Genomic DNA, 14,751 nt, shown 5'->3' with positions numbered 1-14,751 from the left:
CAAAGATTGCCTTTGTCTATACGCCCAAACATGGCTCTTGGCTAAACGTAGCGGAGATTGAACTGAGTGTGTTAACCCGGCAGGGCCTAACTCATCGGGTGGCCAGCCTGGCTGAGTTCGAGCAGCAAGTACAGGCATGGGTCAAGCAACGAAACGACAAATCGTTCAAAGTGGACTGGCAGTTCACGGCCGAGGACGCTCGCATTAAACTTAAACGGCTTTACCCGTCAACTATTGATGGCTAAAGCACTAGTCGGTGTACCGTACTGGTTTGCTTCAAAGGGGAGTCAACGCGTCAGTCGTTCTCTGCTTGCGTAGCTTCTTCCACGGTTTCGACGAATTCCTCCGTCGAAACGGTATGTACATACGGATCGTCGAGGTCTTCCTCAGCATCAGGATTGGTTGCTGGATTGTCTACATTCATGTTGCCAGACGGTAAGACGATAAGACAAGGATGATGGTTAGAAACGGTCAGCCAAATTTAAACTAACCCGGTCAATAAGGGAGACTTGAATCGTACCAATTGGATCCCGAATATATACGTCGACTGTAGAAATGGTTTTCAACCAGCTGTATCGAGGCTGAGGAGAGTAGGCTGCTGGTTGGCCGTATACAGCTACCAGTAGAATACGCCATCCACAATTTTCTTAGTCAATCAAAAAATTGTCAAATTTTAAAATTGTTTTCAATGAAGGTTGTTTCCCGGTTTTTAACAGCTCTTGACTGTCGATCTTGGTTTGTTTTACGACGAACTAGCTAATCAGTCGGCCGTTGCGGTATACGGTGGCTAAACGAATCGAATCACTACCCCCTTTTGTGGGCTTCGCCCCGGGTGTCCGATTTGACATAACGGCCAATGAACGCCATCAGCCTTTCGGCTTCAGCCATTCGTACAGGGCTGTCTGGGCCCGGATGTCGGGCTGGTCACCCAAGGGAAGGGCTTGATTCTGGCCGTGTTCATCAACCCGGCGGGCCTTGACCGTATCACCCAGCTGGAGCTCCAGCAGGTGCCGGAGTTCTTTTTTTAGCGTCGGCTCATAGATCGGGAAGCCCACTTCTACCCGGTGGTAGAGGTTGCGGTTCATCCAGTCAGCCGACGCTAAGTAAACCTCCCCTTTGCCGCCATTGTGAAAAAAAGCAATCCGGCTATGCTCTAAAAACTGGTCCACCAGCCGCACCACCACGATGCCCTCGCTGAGACCCGCCACCCCCGGCACTAAACAGCACACGCCCCTAATCAGGAGTTGTACCTGCACGCCGGCCTGGGAAGCCTCGTAGAGTTTGTCGATCATCACCGGGTCCTCCAGGCCGTTCAATTTGATAATCATGCGAGCGGGTTTACCCTTCCGGGCCAGGACAATCTCCCGCTCGATCAGGGCCAGATACCGCTGCTGAAGATTAAGGGGAGCCACCAGTAAGTGCTTTAGGTGACGCATCGGTTGCTGCCTGCCCAGGTAAGCGAACACCTTGTTGAGGTCCTTGACAATGCCCGGGTGAGCGGTAAACAAGCCGTGATCGGTGTAGATCTCGGCCGTTACTTCGTTGAAGTTGCCCGTACTTAAGTAGGCGTACCGCAGGGGTTTGCCCTTTGCTTTACCCACGGGGTTGGTGCGCTTGACCAGGGCGATCTTGGCGTGGACTTTGAGCCCGGGCAAACTGTACTGAATCCCAACCCCCGCCTGCGCCATCTCCTCGGCCCAGCGCAGGTTGTTGGCCTCGTCAAAGCGGGCCTTCACTTCCACAAATACCCTCACCCGCTTGCCATTGCGGGCCGCACTGATGAGCGCGTTAGCGATCAGCGAATCCGCCGCCACCCGGTAGAGGGCAACCTGGATGTCGTAGACCAGCGGGTCAATGGCGGCTTCATTGAAGAAGCGCAGTACAGAGGTGTAGGATTGGTAGGGAAAGTGCAGCAGGCGGTCTTGCTGGCTAATGGCGGTAAAAAGGGATTCGTGGGCGTCCAGGTCGGGACACGGCAAGGGAGCAAGCTCCGGCACGGCCAGGCCGGGTTTGGTCGACAGGGGCAACTTCAGCAGATCGCTCAGGCTGTGGTAGCGTCCCCCGGCCATCAGATCGTCATCCCCCAGCCGAAACAGGGAGCAAAACCGGGCCAGCAGGTCGGGTGGGGTTGTGCAGTCGTAGAGAAACCGGACGGGTGGGGCGGTTTTACGCTTAGCGAGCTGGGTCTTGATCTTTCTAACTAAGTTACCCCGGTACTCATCCTGGATGCTCAGGTCTTCGGCCCGGTTGAGCTTGAAGCTGAAGCAGTGCTCCACTTGGTAGCCCGGAAAAACGACCGCCAGGTTAGCCCGGATGACCTCGTCGAGAAACACAAAATAGCTAACCCCGTCGATGGGCGAGAGTTCGATGAAGCGGTTGAGTTTATCGTGGGGAATATTCAGGTAGGCAATGACCGTTTCCTCCGGGGTTGCCGATGCTTTAGATCGCAGCGTGAGGGCAAAGTAGAGGGTTTTGCTGTTCAATAGGGGCAGCTTGTCGCGGTGCTTGAGTCGGCGGTGGGTGCCCACAAAAACGGGTTGCAGGTAGGACAGGACCGTACTGCGAAAGAAGTCGGCCACTTCCTGGCGGTGGACCTCGGCCAGAGGTTGATCCCGGTAGAGCACCACATTGTGCTCTTGAAGGGCGGGGCAGATGGTCTGCTCGAAGAGCGCGTCGAAGCGCACCTGCTGGCAGGCCACCACGTCGGCAATCTCGGTCAGTACGACCGGGGGAGGGACGGGCAATTGGTCAAGTTTCTTTTTTTTGAGCGTCGCTAATCGGCGCAGGGCCACCACCCGAACCCGAAAGAACTCGTCGAGGTTGGCCGAGTAAATAGCCAGAAATTTTACCCGGTGAGCCAGGGGCACCTGGGGATCGTGGGCCTCGTCGAGTACTCGTTCATTAAACGAGAGCCAGCTTAGATCGCGATCGATATAGGGTGGGGTTGCCATGAAAGAATCGAAAGGCGCGGGGGAACAGTGGGTCGCCCGTCGTCCGTGTCGTTACAAGCGTTTTGGGCCGAAGTAGTTCGAGGAATGGCCTAATTCGGCTATTATCAAATTGTTAGGAGCCTAATCGATTGGGGCTTGGGGTCTCGGTGTGGGTTAATTAACGGGTGGATCAAGGATTGAGAGGGTTATTGCTGCCGGTTAGATTAAGTGTCATCGTTGACGGTGATCCGTTTACGTTCTGATAATGACGATCTATCTCTCTTTATATAAAGCCAGCAGCTGTTACAAAAGTCTGGAACCCTGGCCGACGTCCGTTTCAAGCACTACCCGCAAATAGACGCCTCTGAATAGGTCGGCTCAAGACTTTACTACCATTCGTAGGCTGGCGATCCTGTTCAACTCCGGTCTATAAAGCCTCAACGGCTTCTTTGGGGCCTTTTAAGACTTGAATGATGTTGCCCCGTACAAAAGTAATGCCATCGACCGCTTTAGTTTGGCGACTTCGTTCTAAGGTAGCTACCAAGTCGGGCTCATGAAAAGCGCTCCCCAATTATTGAAGTAGACAATGCAATGTTCCAGGAGAAACGAGCGGGTTAACGCGTTGATAGCAGACCTCAAAGGAGGTCACATTTTAAACAACACCCCATTCCTTCTCCGTTTTAGTTGTATGATCTGAGTTATGATAAGTTATCGGCTTGATAGACAATAGTTCGGCGGTGTATAAGTTACTTATCAGATCAACCCTTCTACTACGACTGATGGCCCAAACACCGCCTTTCTACTCGCTCCAGCAATTAGTTTATCACTCTAACGAGCACTGCCCCCAGGCTCAACCCATTCTCCCCGCTGATCGACGGGCTGGAAAGGGTGGTAAAGCCGACTGTTTATGCTGCCGGAACCTGGACAAAACCGCCCTTAAAAAAGGCCGAAGCTATGGCGTCATACGCCGGTTGATTTCTGGGAAAATTTCCTTAACATAATATATTTGTACAACATCCCTTAAAATAGCACAAAAAACGGCTACTCCGAAAAAGGGTGGGAAGGAGGATAAAAAAGCAGCTTGGGCGGGCTGGTGACCTATGATGTCACTACCCCTTTTTCGTCTTGCTTTTCGGTGCTTTCGCTTCGTCAGTGCCTGCGGTCTGTGCGCGAACCTGATTGACAAATTCAAGGCTGGGCTTGAAGGACGGAATCGTGTGCGCTTCAATCCGAACAGCCGTATTTTTGTTGATGTTACGCGCTACTTTAGGAGACCGCTGTTTAGGTCCAAAACGACCAAAGGTGCGAACATGGATCGTTTCGCCCTGACTGACGGCCGTTTTTACAACCTCAAAATAGGCTTCCAGGATTGACCGGCTAATTTGAGGGTCAATACCGGTCTGCTCGGTGATCTGGTTGATTACATCTTGTTTTGTCATACTCGATCAACTACTTTTAAAGCGGTTAGGGTTGGTTTGTGCCTAAAAGACCGGTTTATTGGTTGCAAGGGGTCGCCTATACAATGGGAAATTTACGGCAGCGGCCCGCACTGCAACGGCCGGTATCGCACCGCTGCGGCGGGCCGTTGCAGTGCCGCACCGCGGTTCCCCGCCGGGGCCGGAGCGGGACCATGAGCACCCCCGGACCGTCTCCACTGTGTTAACCACCTCTACCGGGGTCGTTTACCTCTTTTCAGTTTGGCCCTTATTTTGCAACAGTGTGGGTGGTCTACCGAGCCTGATGAACCCATTCAGCGCATGCCCTTCCGGCTGACCTAAACCCGAAGCCCCAACCTCAACCAACATCCGGTAGGAACATGACTCGATTCACCCCCGTCGGGTTGGTAGCGGCCTGCCTGCTGCTACCCCGGATGGGCCTCGCTCAATCAGCCAAACCCCTGCGATACCAACTTGAGGTGGGACGCTATTTTGCCCAATTCGGCCAAACCCCCTTTTGGTTGCGGGCCAATCAGTACGGCTTGGTGCCCCGCCAGGCTCCCTTACTCACCCTGCGCCAAACATTCGGCATGGACTATCACCCCACCCCAATCCGTCCCCTTGACAGCCTCCGGGCCGCTAAACCCCGGATCGACTGGGGATGGGGCCTGCAGGCCGTGCTCAACGGGGGGAGACCAACCAACTCCTGCTGGCCCAAGCCTTCCTGAAGCTAAAACTACGACCAGGGCTGGAGATCTGGGCTGGCCGACGCGAGGAGCTCATCGGCCTGGTCGATTCGAGCCTCACATCCGGATCCTACGCCTGGTCGGGCAACACGCGGCCGATGCTCAAGATTCAGGTCGCTCTGCCCGACTACCTACCCCGGCACGCCCTGTTTGGGGTGAAAGGAGTTTATGGCCATGGTTGGTTTGAGCCCGACCGACTCTTCACCAACATGTTCCTCCACCAGAAGGCGCTCTACGGCCGGCTTGGCAAGCCCCACTGGCGGCTCAAACTCTTCGGGGGCATCAACCATCAGGTGATGTGGGGAGGGCGCACCGACCGCAATCTGGGAGCGCTCGTCAAACAGCAGCAGTTGCCCAACCGCTTCAGCGATTACCTCCACGTCATTACGGCCCGGGCGCTGGGTAACCAAACCAAGTTAGATAACGTGAATTATGGATAAAGACGTTTTTCGACTGGGATGACAATGGAAGGCTTACAATCGTAAAACCCATAAGCGACCAGACCGCCCAAGACGTTAACGATGGCATTGAATGGACTCCGGTGTCGGGTATGTGCCACATCAAAGACCGAGGTCAACAGGTCATTCACTGACTCAATCAAGCCGCGTTTGCGGAGTTTGAGTTTGTCGCCTAAAACCATCAGCTTGTTCTTCATCTTACGCCGGAGTTTGGTCACGATCTGTAAACCCTGCTGGTAAAATTGACTGAAAAGCTTAGTCAAATACCCGCGATCAGCGAAGCACTGCCCTTGCAGGTCAGCCAGCAATTCGGTCAACACAGAGCCCTTATTGTCGGCCACATTACCCGAGGTGAGCACAAAGTTGACTAACTCCCCATATTGGTTGATGACCAAATGGGCCTTGAAACCATAGAACCATCCCATTGATGACTTGCCCCGGGCCGCCAGTCCGGCAAACACTTTGTTGCTTTTGATGCGGTGGTTGTCACAGACGGCCAGGGGTTTGCTGTCAGCTATATAGAACCCTGTGCGTTTGGCCTGGCTGCATTGCCACTTGAGCAGCACGAATAAACCAGGTAGCAGGCGAAACATCCGTGCCACAAAGCGCTCATAAGTAATGAGTTGAGGAAAATAGGAGCCGAGTTGCATTTCCACGCAGTTGCGGTAGTAATACTCGAAGCATTTGGCTCCTGAGTAGTGATAGAAAATAGTGATGGCTAACATCTCGCTGTCGGTGAGTTGGCCAGATCGACAAGTGACCGGCTGGCCTTGTTGGGTTTGCCAGTGCGTGAGCGGGTTACAAAAATCATCACAGACAATAAATACTTCAATGAGTTTGAGAGCCTTATCTTCGCGGAGCATGGGGGCGGGGGTTGTGAGGTTTGTTGGTTGGCACCACAAAACTCGGCATCTTCTGCCTACTATGCGCTCATTACCAACGACTTAAGCCTGCCCCTATCCATAATTCACGTTAGATACTACTCGCATCAGTGGGTTTGACCGCGAGAACCGCATCGGTAATCACCTGGGCTCGGTGGATGTGGGCGTTGAGTACACCGCCCCCGGGTTCACTCGTTTTGCCTACCGCCAGCATCCCTACGACGATGGTTCGCTGGCCCACCGGACCAATCTGCGCGATGGGCTCAACGGGCTGCGGATGCGCAATCGTCGGGGGCTGATTCCGCGTGGTTTTCAGCTGGAGTCGGTCCTGCTGGAATACTTGTACACTCGCCACCAGGGCGGGGACTTATTCCTGGCAAACGCCCGGCAACGGGGCCGCGACAACTACTTCAATCATTCCCAGTACCAGGATGGGTGGTCGCGGTATGGGCTGACCATGGGTACGCCTTTTATCACCCCTTCCACCGACACGCAGCCCCACTTACCCGCTTATGGCTTTACCAACAACAACCGGGTTGCGGTGATGCACCTGGGCCTGGGGAGACACGCGTCCGATCGGGTAGGGTGGCAGCTAAAAGCGTCCTACAGCCAAAATTGGGGTACGTATGAGGTGCCTTTTGGGCAGCGGGTGGATCAATTCTCCTCGATGCTGAGCGCCTGGTCGCCCCTGGGGCGGGCCAGGGCCACGACGGTCACGGTAGCCATCGGGGCCGATGTGGGGGAACTCTACACCCGAAGCGTTGGCTTCTACGTGGGTCTTCGCCAAGCGAATCAGCGCCCGAACCGCCCTAAGGGGTAAGCCTACCGGCTCGGGTCGTTAGACCGGGGGTAGGCCCGCTACCGGACCGCTAACAAAGCAGATGAGCCAGGGGGCGTTTGCGGGGTGGTCATCAAGTAACTATTCCGAATCGTACCGTGTCTTACACTGAAATAGGTTGTCTGATTTTCACCAAAAATCGACAACCTATTTCAGTGTAAGACACCTGACCATCAGCGACGAAGTCTTTGCCGCCCGACCCGAAACCGGATCGCCGAACCGCCTGCAACAGTACTGGCCGACGAAGCCAACCGGCGGGCTAAGGAGAAGGTTGTGATCCACTTTCGGGCTACTGCCGTCCTGCCCGCCCTGGCGCAGCACGTGCAGGATACCAAACACCAGTATGGCTGGACACATGAGGAAATCCTCGCCGATGGCAACGTGGAGATGACATTTTTTATCGGTTCCCTGCCCTACCTCGCCACCTGGCTGCTGCCCTACGCAGGTGCCGTTACCATCCTCGAACCGCCCGCTTTGCAGGATCACCTGCGCGAACTGGCCCGGCGGGCCTACGATTTTTTTTGCGCTCCCGAATAGGGTCTGACATAAGGCTGTCGGTAGGGGCAACGACTTTTGTAAAGTCAGGCGGGCAACGTCTTTGACTACACAAACGTAAAAAACCAAGCAAATGCAAAAGCGAACCATTGATCCCTGGAAATGGGGTGAGTACACCAATTCGGTGCAGGCCGTTGAGATCAAACAGGCCGAAGGAACCCTTTATTGTTCGGGGCAGGTAGCCATTGACGCGGATGGACAGCCCAGTGCTGCCGACATGAGAACGCAGTTGATCCAGACTATTCAGAACCTGGAACAACTCATCGGCGAGGCCGGGTACGAATGTCAGGGCATTGTGCGGTTGACTGTTTTTACCACCTCGACCGCCGAGTTTTTCACGACCTGTTCGGATGTCTATCAAGGCTGGATTGCTAAACATGGCATCAAACAGGCCACTTCGTTGATTGAAGTGAAAGGCCTCTACGCCACCCTGACGGTTGAACTGGAAGCAACGGTGGTGAAATAAACACCGCAATGGCAGGGCATCAGGCGGGTTCGGCAGTGTATCGAACCCGCCTGATGTTGGCTGTTTAATCGTCGTAAAAATTTGTTATCAGACTAATAAGCCGTCCGGTATAATCAGTGTTAAACCAGCCTGGCGAATGAGAATGGCAGAAAAAGAAATCGAAACGGTTTGCCCCACAAGTCAGCAGCACTGGCGAGAATGGCTACAGGAACACCACGCTGAAAAACAATCCGTTTGGCTGATTTACCACAAAAAAAAAGCAGGCAGCCCGACGGTGACCTGGAGCGAGGCCGTGGATGAAGCCCTTTGCTTTGGCTGGATAGACAGCCGGGCAAAACCGATGGACGACGAGAGATATATGCAGTTTTTCAGCCGAAGAAAACCGAATAGCGGCTGGTCAAAAATCAACAAAGAAAAAGTTCAACAACTCATTGCTGGCGGGCTTATGACCCAGGCAGGTGTCAACGCCATTGAAACTGCCAAACAGAATGGCTCCTGGGCGATTTTAGATGACGTAGAAGCCCTGATAATTCCTGCGGACCTGGCCGGGGCTTTCCAAAACAGGCCGAATGCGGAACGCTTCTTTTTAGATCTAAGCCAGTCAGACAGGCGAAATCTTTTACAGTGGCTTGCCGTAGCCAAACGGTCAGAGACCCGACAAAGGCGGATTGCTGAAATCGTCGAACGTGCCGGACAACGGCTGAAGCCAACGGCAATTCACTGGACAAAAAAACGGCCTGTTGTCGGGGAAAAATAGTCGGCAAACTGATCGTCAAGAGAACGACCAAAAGGGGTGTCGTTCAATCGGTTAACCGGCTAACTCCAAACATAGCCCGATCTTACCCCGTTGGTAGTACAAACTGACGGATGACCTGACGATGGAAAACGCAACGAACCAATTACTTACAGTGGCCCCGTAGGACGGGCAAACGCTCTCGGTTGTGGGCGATACCTACCGCCTGGTCGTGACGGGCCAGCAAACCGGGGGCAATTACGCCCTGATCGAGATGCTGGTGCCGCCCGGCAGCGGCCCCGGCCCGCACGAACACCCGGCCTTTCACGAAACGTACTACATCCTGGAAGGCGAAATGCTGTTTCAGTTCGAGGACAAATCCATCACGGCCAAGAAAGGTCAGTTGGTCAGCATACCGAAGGGCGGGGGTGTGCATCGCTTTTATAATGTCTCGACCGAAAATGTGCGGATGCTCTGCACGGTGGTGCCGGCGGGCTTAGATGCGTTCTTTCAGGAAATCGGCAAGCCCGTGGCCCCCGGCACGTTTCTGCCTCCGCCGAAGATGGGGCCGGACGAGCAGCAACGCCTGAAAGCCATTGCCGAACGCCAGGGCCAGACACTCTACCCGCCGGATTACTTCGACAAACTCAGCAAATAAGGTTCGGCCATGCCAGAAATCTCCTGACAAACACATAATGAACACAAAGGCGTGTTTGTCAGGATTTAAATCCGCGGATACAATGCAGGAAAAACTACGAGAACACATAGAAAAAACAATATCCCTGACGGATGACGAGTTTGCGTTTGTACTCGCCCATTTCAGTCAGAAAACGGTCAAAAAACACCAGTTCCTGATTCAGGAAGGTGAAAACGTCCGGTATGTTTATTTTGTGGTATCAGGACTTTTAAAGCTGGTCTATACCGATGATTCGGGAAAGCAGCACATTATCTCGTTTGCGATGGAAGACTGGTGGGAAAGCGATTTTCAGGCCTATTACACCCAGAGCAAAGCGACTATGACTTTGGATTGTATTGAAGACACGGTGGTTTTTTGCCTGTCGCTGGACAACTACCACAAGCTGTGTGATGGCCTCCCTAAAATGGAACGCTTCATAGGCCAAAAATCGATTTTGGGTTCCATTGCATCGCAGCAACGTATTTTGTCGCTGCTGACCACTAATGCAAAAGAGCGGTACGAACAGCTACTGAAGCAGTATCCTTCTTTATTTAAACGGGTGCCCAAAACCCTGCTTGCTTCCTACCTGGGTGTCTCGCGCGAAACCCTGAGCAGGCTTTCTGATTAGTGTGATGTATGTCACTCGATATCTGTGCGGTAGGTCACGCGTGAACGCCCTGTTGGTGCTGCAATTTTGTAACGTCAATAGCAAACGACACTATCGACGCAACCAAAAAAAACAACGCAAATGGAAACGCGAATCATCAATCCCTGGCAATGGCAGGATCAGCGCGGCTACGCACAGGCCGTTGAGGTAACACACGCAACCAGCACACTCTATTGTTCCGGGCAGACGGCCATCGACGCTGACGGGCAATCAAGTGCAGCCGACATGAAAACGCAGTTGATTCAGACCCTGCAAAACCTGGAACGGGTGATTCGGGAAGCCGGGTACGAACCAAAAAACATCGTGCGGTTAAATATCTACACTACCTCGTCGGCGGAGCTTTTCCCTTGCTTCGATGTGCTGCAGGATTGGGTGACTAAGCACGGGATGAAGCAGGCGACTACGATGCTGGAAGTGAAAAGCCTGTTTGAGACCTTAAAAATTGAACTGGAAGCGACGGCAGTGAAATGATCTAAACAGCCTGACCGCCCAAAAGCCCGGCATCTTACCGGGCTTTTGGGCGTTTTATGAGCATCTGGCAGGGCTGTGCTACTAAACCCGACCCCTCAGAATGCCGCGATCTGAACGACCTCCGATTCAGGATTTAATCAGTTGCAGCCGCAGCAAACTATCGGCGGTCTCAATCAGGGTTTCTTCCTGCGGACGGGGGTGCCAGCCCAGCAGCCGTTTCGCCTTCGAATTGGTCAGGTATTTGACGTTGCCCAGCTCCGACGCGGCCAGCCGAATCGTACTACTGAAGACGGCGATCAGCCGCAGCATCCAGTCCGGAATGGTACGCGTACTCACCCGTTTGGCGGTCGTACCATAGTTGTTTTTCAGCAGTTTGGCCACTTGCTGAAACGAGGTGAAGTCGCCATCCGACACGGCGATAAACCGTTCGCCCTTTGCCGCCGGGCTGGTCATCGCCCGCACGTGTAAGTCGGCCAAATCGCGCACGTCGAGAACGCCAAAGCGGATATTGGGTAGGGCAGGCATATCGCCATTGAGCATCTGTTTGATGATGCCAACCGAAGCCGACACATCCGTTGAGAGGGCCGGGCCGAAAATACCCACCGGGTTAATGACGCTGAGTTCGAGTGAGCCGCCCTCCCGACTAATAAAATCCCAGGCCGCTTGTTCGGCTAATGTTTTCGATTTGGCGTAGGCTCCCACAAAGCGATCATCTAAGCTGGTCCAGTTTTTTTCGGTAAACGGCACCGTCTGGGGACGCTTACCATCCGTAATGGCCACCGAGGAGGAGGTCATCACCACGCGTTTCACGCCCCCCTCGCGGGCGGCCCGTAAGACGCGCAACGTCCCCTCGCGGGCCGGAATGATCAGTTCGTTCTCGTCTTTGGGAACACCCGACGGAAACGGGGAGGCCACGTGCAGCACGTAATCACAGCCGTTAACCGCCTGTTGCCAACCGGCATCGTTCACTAAGTCTGCATCAAAAAAAGAGAGGTTGGTCGTATCGGTTCCGTTGGCGTTGAGCATCGCCACGACCTTCGACTGATTCTTAAGGGTGCGCACCGTCGTGCGGACGGTGTAGCCATTGGTCAACAATCGCTCGATGCAATGACTGCCCACAAAGCCAGTCCCGCCGGTTACCAGTACGGTAGCCATGTTTTCAGTGTTTTTCATACGAATCAAGGTTTACTGTTTACTGATAGAAATAGAACCGGAACCGCCCCGGTTGTCTCAGCCTCAATTGGCCGACTGCCGGAAGGCCAGTGGCGTGGTGTTCGTTTTCTGTTTGAAGAGCTTATTGAAGGATTGGGTGTGTTCAAACCCCAGGGTGTAGGCAATTTCACCCACCGACAGTTCCGTCGACAGCAGCAACGCTTTGGCCCGGTCGATCAGCACGGCATGAATGTACTGCTGTACGGGTCGGCCCGTCGTCTTTTTGACCAGGTCACTCAGGTAAGCGGGCGACAGGTTCATCTGGTCTGCCACGGAGCGAACCGTCGGAAGTCCCTTCTGATTGCCCGTCTCCCCGTTGATGTGATCGGCCAATAATGCATCCAGCTTCGTGAGCAGCGTGGTATTGGCGTGTTTTCGGGTGATGAACTGCCGGTTGTAGAACCGATTGGCGTAATTGAGCAACAGGTCGAGGTACGACAGCAGCACGTCCTGACTATAGGTATCAATCGACGCGTCGGTTTCCTGGCGGATGTTGGCAAAGATGCCTTCGATGAGGCTCTCCTCCCGCTCGGACAGGTGCAGGGCTTCGTGGAGGGCGTAGCTAAAAAAACCGTATTCCTTTATTTTCTGCCCCAGCGTATGGCCGATCAGCAGGTCTGGATGAATGATCAGCAGCCAGCCCGCCGGTTGGGTTATGTTATCGCCGTCCCAGGTGAGTACCTGATTCGGTGCCGCAAAGGCCATCACGCCCTGATCGAAATCATAATGATGCTGGCCGTATTTGACCTTGCAGGTACAGCCTTTTTTGAGGGCCAGGCTGTAAAAATCGAGGGTAAAGCGGATCGGCTCATCCAGGTCCATGCTGAACGGGGGGGCATCGGCATACTTGACCAGACTAATCAGCGGGTGTTTTGGGGCTGGTAACCCCGCCAGTCGGTGATGCTCCGATATGGACTGAATCGGGTAAGGCGTTGCGGCAGTTGGTTTCATATCGTCTGGCTTTTCGGTAGAGGGGCTGCTATCTAACAGGCTCACGGTGAATTTAGTCCACTGATCTACACCACAAAGGTCGCCGGGCAACGCGCTGAAAAAGTAGTCGAATGTAGGTTTGTTGTAGCCGGAAGCCAGAATCCGACTCTGAAACGGGAAAACGGTGCGTGACAGCCGGTCATTCTTCGCCAATCAGTTCGCGGTTTAAGGGGTTCTTTTAGCAGCCGCACAAAGAATTACGCTAAGGAAATTCGATGGCCCTTTTTATTGATTATCAGTAGTTTACGAAAACGAGCCTTTTATTGGACGAATTTTCTGTAATATCTGTCCAACTCAATCCGTAGCATACGCTTCAACGCTGGGCAAACAAATTTACAGAATGATAATTAGGTGTTGGGTAACCGGTATGAATTAGCAATTTGTTGCCAACTTTCACCCCGTGAGCCGGTTAAACCATCGTAAAGGCTGCTAGAAAGGAGTAGGTAGAGCAATGTTCTGTGTAAACAAGTGCAACGACCAGACGGCTAACGGGGCTTGCTCCCTCCAGCACCATCCGAGGGGAGGAACCCAAAAAAACAGGGTTTTGTCAAGGCACCCTTTCCCGTGATTGTAGAAGTAGCCAACTTTTTGACGATGCCTTCAGGACTCCTTGCTTTATTAGATGATATCTCGGCTTTGGTAAAAGCAGGTGCCGCCAGTTTAGGTGATGTACCTGCTCAAGTAGCGAAAACGACCGGAAAAGTGTCAGGCATTGTCATTGATGATACGGCCGTTACACCTAAATATGTGGTGGGGCTAAACCCATCGCGGGAGCTTGCAATTATTTATCAGATTGCAAAAAAATCGCTGATCAATAAACTCCTGCTATTAAGTCCGGCAGCCTTGTTGCTTGGCTACTTTGCCCCTTGGGCTATTACCCCTATTTTAATGGTAGGTGGTGCTTATTTATGTTTTGAGGGCTACGAGAAGGTTCATTCCCTGTTTAGCCACCCTGATAGGAATACTGAACGTGAGCAGCTAAAAGAGATTACCCCTGAAGAACTGGAGAAGGAACGAGTAGGCAGTGCGGTTCGCACGGATATGATATTGTCGGCCGAAATTATGGCCATTGCTTATAGCCAGGTAAGCGGCCAGGCAATTGTGAACCAGATTGTGGTGATGGTGGCGGTGGCTGTTTTTATCACGGTGGCCGTTTATGGGTTTGTAGGCTTGATTGTTAAAGCCGATGATATAGGACTGCACCTTGCTGGGGGTAAATACCCTCCTGCCGCTCAGCAAGTAGGCCGTAGCTTAGTAAAATTTATGCCGCATTTTTTGAGTTGGCTGGGTTATGTAGGTACAGCCGCCATGTTGTGGGTAGGTGCTGAAATAATTGCGCATGGCCTACCGTTTACGGCTCATTTACTGCATGATTTAGAACAGAGCTTGTCCTCAATGCCGGTAGTAGCCTGGTTTGCCAAAGCCCTGGCCTGCGGAGTTGCCGGGGTCATTATAGGGTTTATCATTGAGAAGCTTGTTGTGTTGGTCAAAAGGGTCTTTTTATAACATAGGCGTATGCGACTGACTGCATTTGACAGTCATTAAGAGCCAGTATTCACTTATTGAAGGGTTTTTGTGGACTAAATAGGTCGAATTGTTGTTTGCACTAAAGCAGAAAAGAAAGTAAAGTTTAGCATCAAAATTTTCATTGTTTAATTAGTAAAGTGAGAAGATAAGCTTGCTTCTCATAGG

16 protein-coding genes and 1 pseudogene are annotated in these 14,751 nt (G+C 53.0%); 11 read left to right on the top strand and 6 right to left on the bottom strand.

Features of this window, described 5'->3' with window-relative positions; translation table 11 throughout:
* Window positions 1-245, top strand: a pseudogene (locus ACYVHB_RS32215) (IS630 family transposase); the annotation flags it as partial.
* A gap of 50 nt (window positions 246-295) precedes the next feature.
* Here the strand turns inward: ACYVHB_RS32215 and ACYVHB_RS32210 are convergent.
* The 3 genes from ACYVHB_RS32210 to ACYVHB_RS32200 all read right to left on the bottom strand — a co-directional run bounded on the left by ACYVHB_RS32210 (window position 296) and on the right by ACYVHB_RS32200 (window position 4,369).
* On the bottom strand, window positions 296-424 hold the full coding sequence (locus ACYVHB_RS32210) for a hypothetical protein (RefSeq protein ID WP_461056159.1): 129 nt from the start codon (window positions 422-424) through the stop codon (window positions 296-298).
* A gap of 442 nt (window positions 425-866) precedes the next feature.
* A complete protein-coding gene (ppk1, locus tag ACYVHB_RS32205) occupies window positions 867-2,951 on the bottom strand; it encodes a polyphosphate kinase 1 (RefSeq protein ID WP_461056158.1) in 2,085 nt (694 codons plus the stop codon).
* Between the two features lie 1,088 nt (window positions 2,952-4,039).
* Window positions 4,040-4,369: an HU family DNA-binding protein gene (locus ACYVHB_RS32200; RefSeq protein ID WP_461056157.1), complete on the bottom strand. Its 330-nt coding sequence runs from the start codon at window positions 4,367-4,369 to the stop codon at window positions 4,040-4,042.
* Window positions 4,370-4,746: 377 nt separating this feature from the next.
* Here ACYVHB_RS32200 and ACYVHB_RS32195 point away from each other — a divergent pair, with 377 nt between their 5' ends.
* Both ACYVHB_RS32195 and ACYVHB_RS32190 read left to right on the top strand, forming a co-directional pair.
* Window positions 4,747-5,094: a hypothetical protein gene (locus tag ACYVHB_RS32195; protein ID WP_461056156.1), complete on the top strand. Its 348-nt coding sequence runs from the start codon at window positions 4,747-4,749 to the stop codon at window positions 5,092-5,094.
* The gene (locus ACYVHB_RS32190) at window positions 5,028-5,552 is read left to right on the top strand and encodes a hypothetical protein (RefSeq protein WP_461056155.1); all 525 of its coding nucleotides are present in this window, start codon (window positions 5,028-5,030) and stop codon (window positions 5,550-5,552) included. The genes ACYVHB_RS32195 and ACYVHB_RS32190 overlap by 67 nt, the downstream gene beginning before the upstream one ends.
* Here ACYVHB_RS32190 and ACYVHB_RS32185 read toward each other — a convergent pair.
* Window positions 5,543-6,433, bottom strand: coding sequence for an IS982 family transposase (locus ACYVHB_RS32185; protein ID WP_461056154.1), 891 nt, complete (start codon window positions 6,431-6,433; stop codon window positions 5,543-5,545). The two genes, ACYVHB_RS32190 and ACYVHB_RS32185, sit on opposite strands and share 10 nt — an antisense overlap.
* 172 nt (window positions 6,434-6,605) lie before the next feature.
* Here ACYVHB_RS32185 and ACYVHB_RS32180 point away from each other — a divergent pair, with 172 nt between their 5' ends.
* The 7 genes from ACYVHB_RS32180 to ACYVHB_RS32150 all read left to right on the top strand — a co-directional run bounded on the left by ACYVHB_RS32180 (window position 6,606) and on the right by ACYVHB_RS32150 (window position 10,857).
* Window positions 6,606-7,271 (top strand): hypothetical protein, encoded by a 666-nt coding sequence (locus ACYVHB_RS32180; protein WP_461056153.1) that lies wholly within the window; start codon window positions 6,606-6,608, stop codon window positions 7,269-7,271.
* A gap of 291 nt (window positions 7,272-7,562) precedes the next feature.
* The gene (locus ACYVHB_RS32175) at window positions 7,563-7,826 is read left to right on the top strand and encodes a WYL domain-containing protein (protein ID WP_461056152.1); all 264 of its coding nucleotides are present in this window, start codon (window positions 7,563-7,565) and stop codon (window positions 7,824-7,826) included.
* 91 nt (window positions 7,827-7,917) lie between these two features.
* Entirely contained in the window at window positions 7,918-8,310 is a 393-nt protein-coding gene (locus ACYVHB_RS32170; protein ID WP_461056151.1) for a RidA family protein, read from the top strand.
* A gap of 142 nt (window positions 8,311-8,452) precedes the next feature.
* Window positions 8,453-9,067 (top strand): YdeI/OmpD-associated family protein, encoded by a 615-nt coding sequence (locus tag ACYVHB_RS32165; protein ID WP_461056150.1) that lies wholly within the window; start codon window positions 8,453-8,455, stop codon window positions 9,065-9,067.
* A gap of 184 nt (window positions 9,068-9,251) precedes the next feature.
* Window positions 9,252-9,701, top strand: a complete 450-nt coding sequence (locus tag ACYVHB_RS32160) for a cupin domain-containing protein (RefSeq protein WP_461056149.1) — start codon at window positions 9,252-9,254, stop codon at window positions 9,699-9,701.
* 82 nt (window positions 9,702-9,783) lie between these two features.
* Window positions 9,784-10,347, top strand: coding sequence for a Crp/Fnr family transcriptional regulator (locus ACYVHB_RS32155; protein ID WP_461056148.1), 564 nt, complete (start codon window positions 9,784-9,786; stop codon window positions 10,345-10,347).
* Between the two features lie 120 nt (window positions 10,348-10,467).
* The gene (locus ACYVHB_RS32150; RefSeq protein WP_461056147.1) at window positions 10,468-10,857 is read left to right on the top strand and encodes a RidA family protein; all 390 of its coding nucleotides are present in this window, start codon (window positions 10,468-10,470) and stop codon (window positions 10,855-10,857) included.
* Window positions 10,858-10,983: 126 nt separating this feature from the next.
* On the opposite strand, the gene ACYVHB_RS32145 is transcribed toward ACYVHB_RS32150, so the two are convergent.
* On the bottom strand, window positions 10,984-12,030 hold the full coding sequence (locus tag ACYVHB_RS32145) for an SDR family oxidoreductase (RefSeq protein WP_461056146.1): 1,047 nt from the start codon (window positions 12,028-12,030) through the stop codon (window positions 10,984-10,986).
* Window positions 12,031-12,093: 63 nt separating this feature from the next.
* Window positions 12,094-13,212, bottom strand: coding sequence for a helix-turn-helix domain-containing protein (locus tag ACYVHB_RS32140; RefSeq protein ID WP_461056145.1), 1,119 nt, complete (start codon window positions 13,210-13,212; stop codon window positions 12,094-12,096).
* Window positions 13,213-13,653: 441 nt separating this feature from the next.
* On the opposite strand from ACYVHB_RS32140, the gene ACYVHB_RS32135 reads away from it, so the two are divergent.
* Window positions 13,654-14,565, top strand: a complete 912-nt coding sequence (locus ACYVHB_RS32135) for a DUF808 domain-containing protein (RefSeq protein ID WP_461056144.1) — start codon at window positions 13,654-13,656, stop codon at window positions 14,563-14,565.
* Window positions 14,566-14,751 lie beyond the last annotated feature (186 nt).

This window comes from Spirosoma arcticum (genome assembly GCF_054779955.1).
This window is presented reverse-complemented; position numbering and strand designations above follow the sequence as displayed.

What these genes read in the sequence shown, in the direction of transcription:
- ACYVHB_RS32150 (WP_461056147.1), top strand. Translation starts at nt 10,468, where the DNA reads ATGGAAACGCGAATCATCAATCCCTGGCAATGGCAGGATCAGCGCGGC.
- ACYVHB_RS32165 (WP_461056150.1), top strand. Translation starts at nt 8,453, where the DNA reads ATGGCAGAAAAAGAAATCGAAACGGTTTGCCCCACAAGTCAGCAGCAC.
- ppk1 (WP_461056158.1), bottom strand. Translation starts at nt 2,951, where the DNA reads ATGGCAACCCCACCCTATATCGATCGCGATCTAAGCTGGCTCTCGTTT.
- ACYVHB_RS32190 (WP_461056155.1), top strand. Translation starts at nt 5,028, where the DNA reads ATGGGGCCTGCAGGCCGTGCTCAACGGGGGGAGACCAACCAACTCCTG.
- ACYVHB_RS32135 (WP_461056144.1), top strand. Translation starts at nt 13,654, where the DNA reads ATGCCTTCAGGACTCCTTGCTTTATTAGATGATATCTCGGCTTTGGTA.
- ACYVHB_RS32170 (WP_461056151.1), top strand. Translation starts at nt 7,918, where the DNA reads ATGCAAAAGCGAACCATTGATCCCTGGAAATGGGGTGAGTACACCAAT.
- ACYVHB_RS32200 (WP_461056157.1), bottom strand. Translation starts at nt 4,369, where the DNA reads ATGACAAAACAAGATGTAATCAACCAGATCACCGAGCAGACCGGTATT.
- ACYVHB_RS32185 (WP_461056154.1), bottom strand. Translation starts at nt 6,433, where the DNA reads ATGCTCCGCGAAGATAAGGCTCTCAAACTCATTGAAGTATTTATTGTC.
- ACYVHB_RS32155 (WP_461056148.1), top strand. Translation starts at nt 9,784, where the DNA reads ATGCAGGAAAAACTACGAGAACACATAGAAAAAACAATATCCCTGACG.
- ACYVHB_RS32210 (WP_461056159.1), bottom strand. Translation starts at nt 424, where the DNA reads ATGAATGTAGACAATCCAGCAACCAATCCTGATGCTGAGGAAGACCTC.
- ACYVHB_RS32145 (WP_461056146.1), bottom strand. Translation starts at nt 12,030, where the DNA reads ATGAAAAACACTGAAAACATGGCTACCGTACTGGTAACCGGCGGGACT.
- ACYVHB_RS32195 (WP_461056156.1), top strand. Translation starts at nt 4,747, where the DNA reads ATGACTCGATTCACCCCCGTCGGGTTGGTAGCGGCCTGCCTGCTGCTA.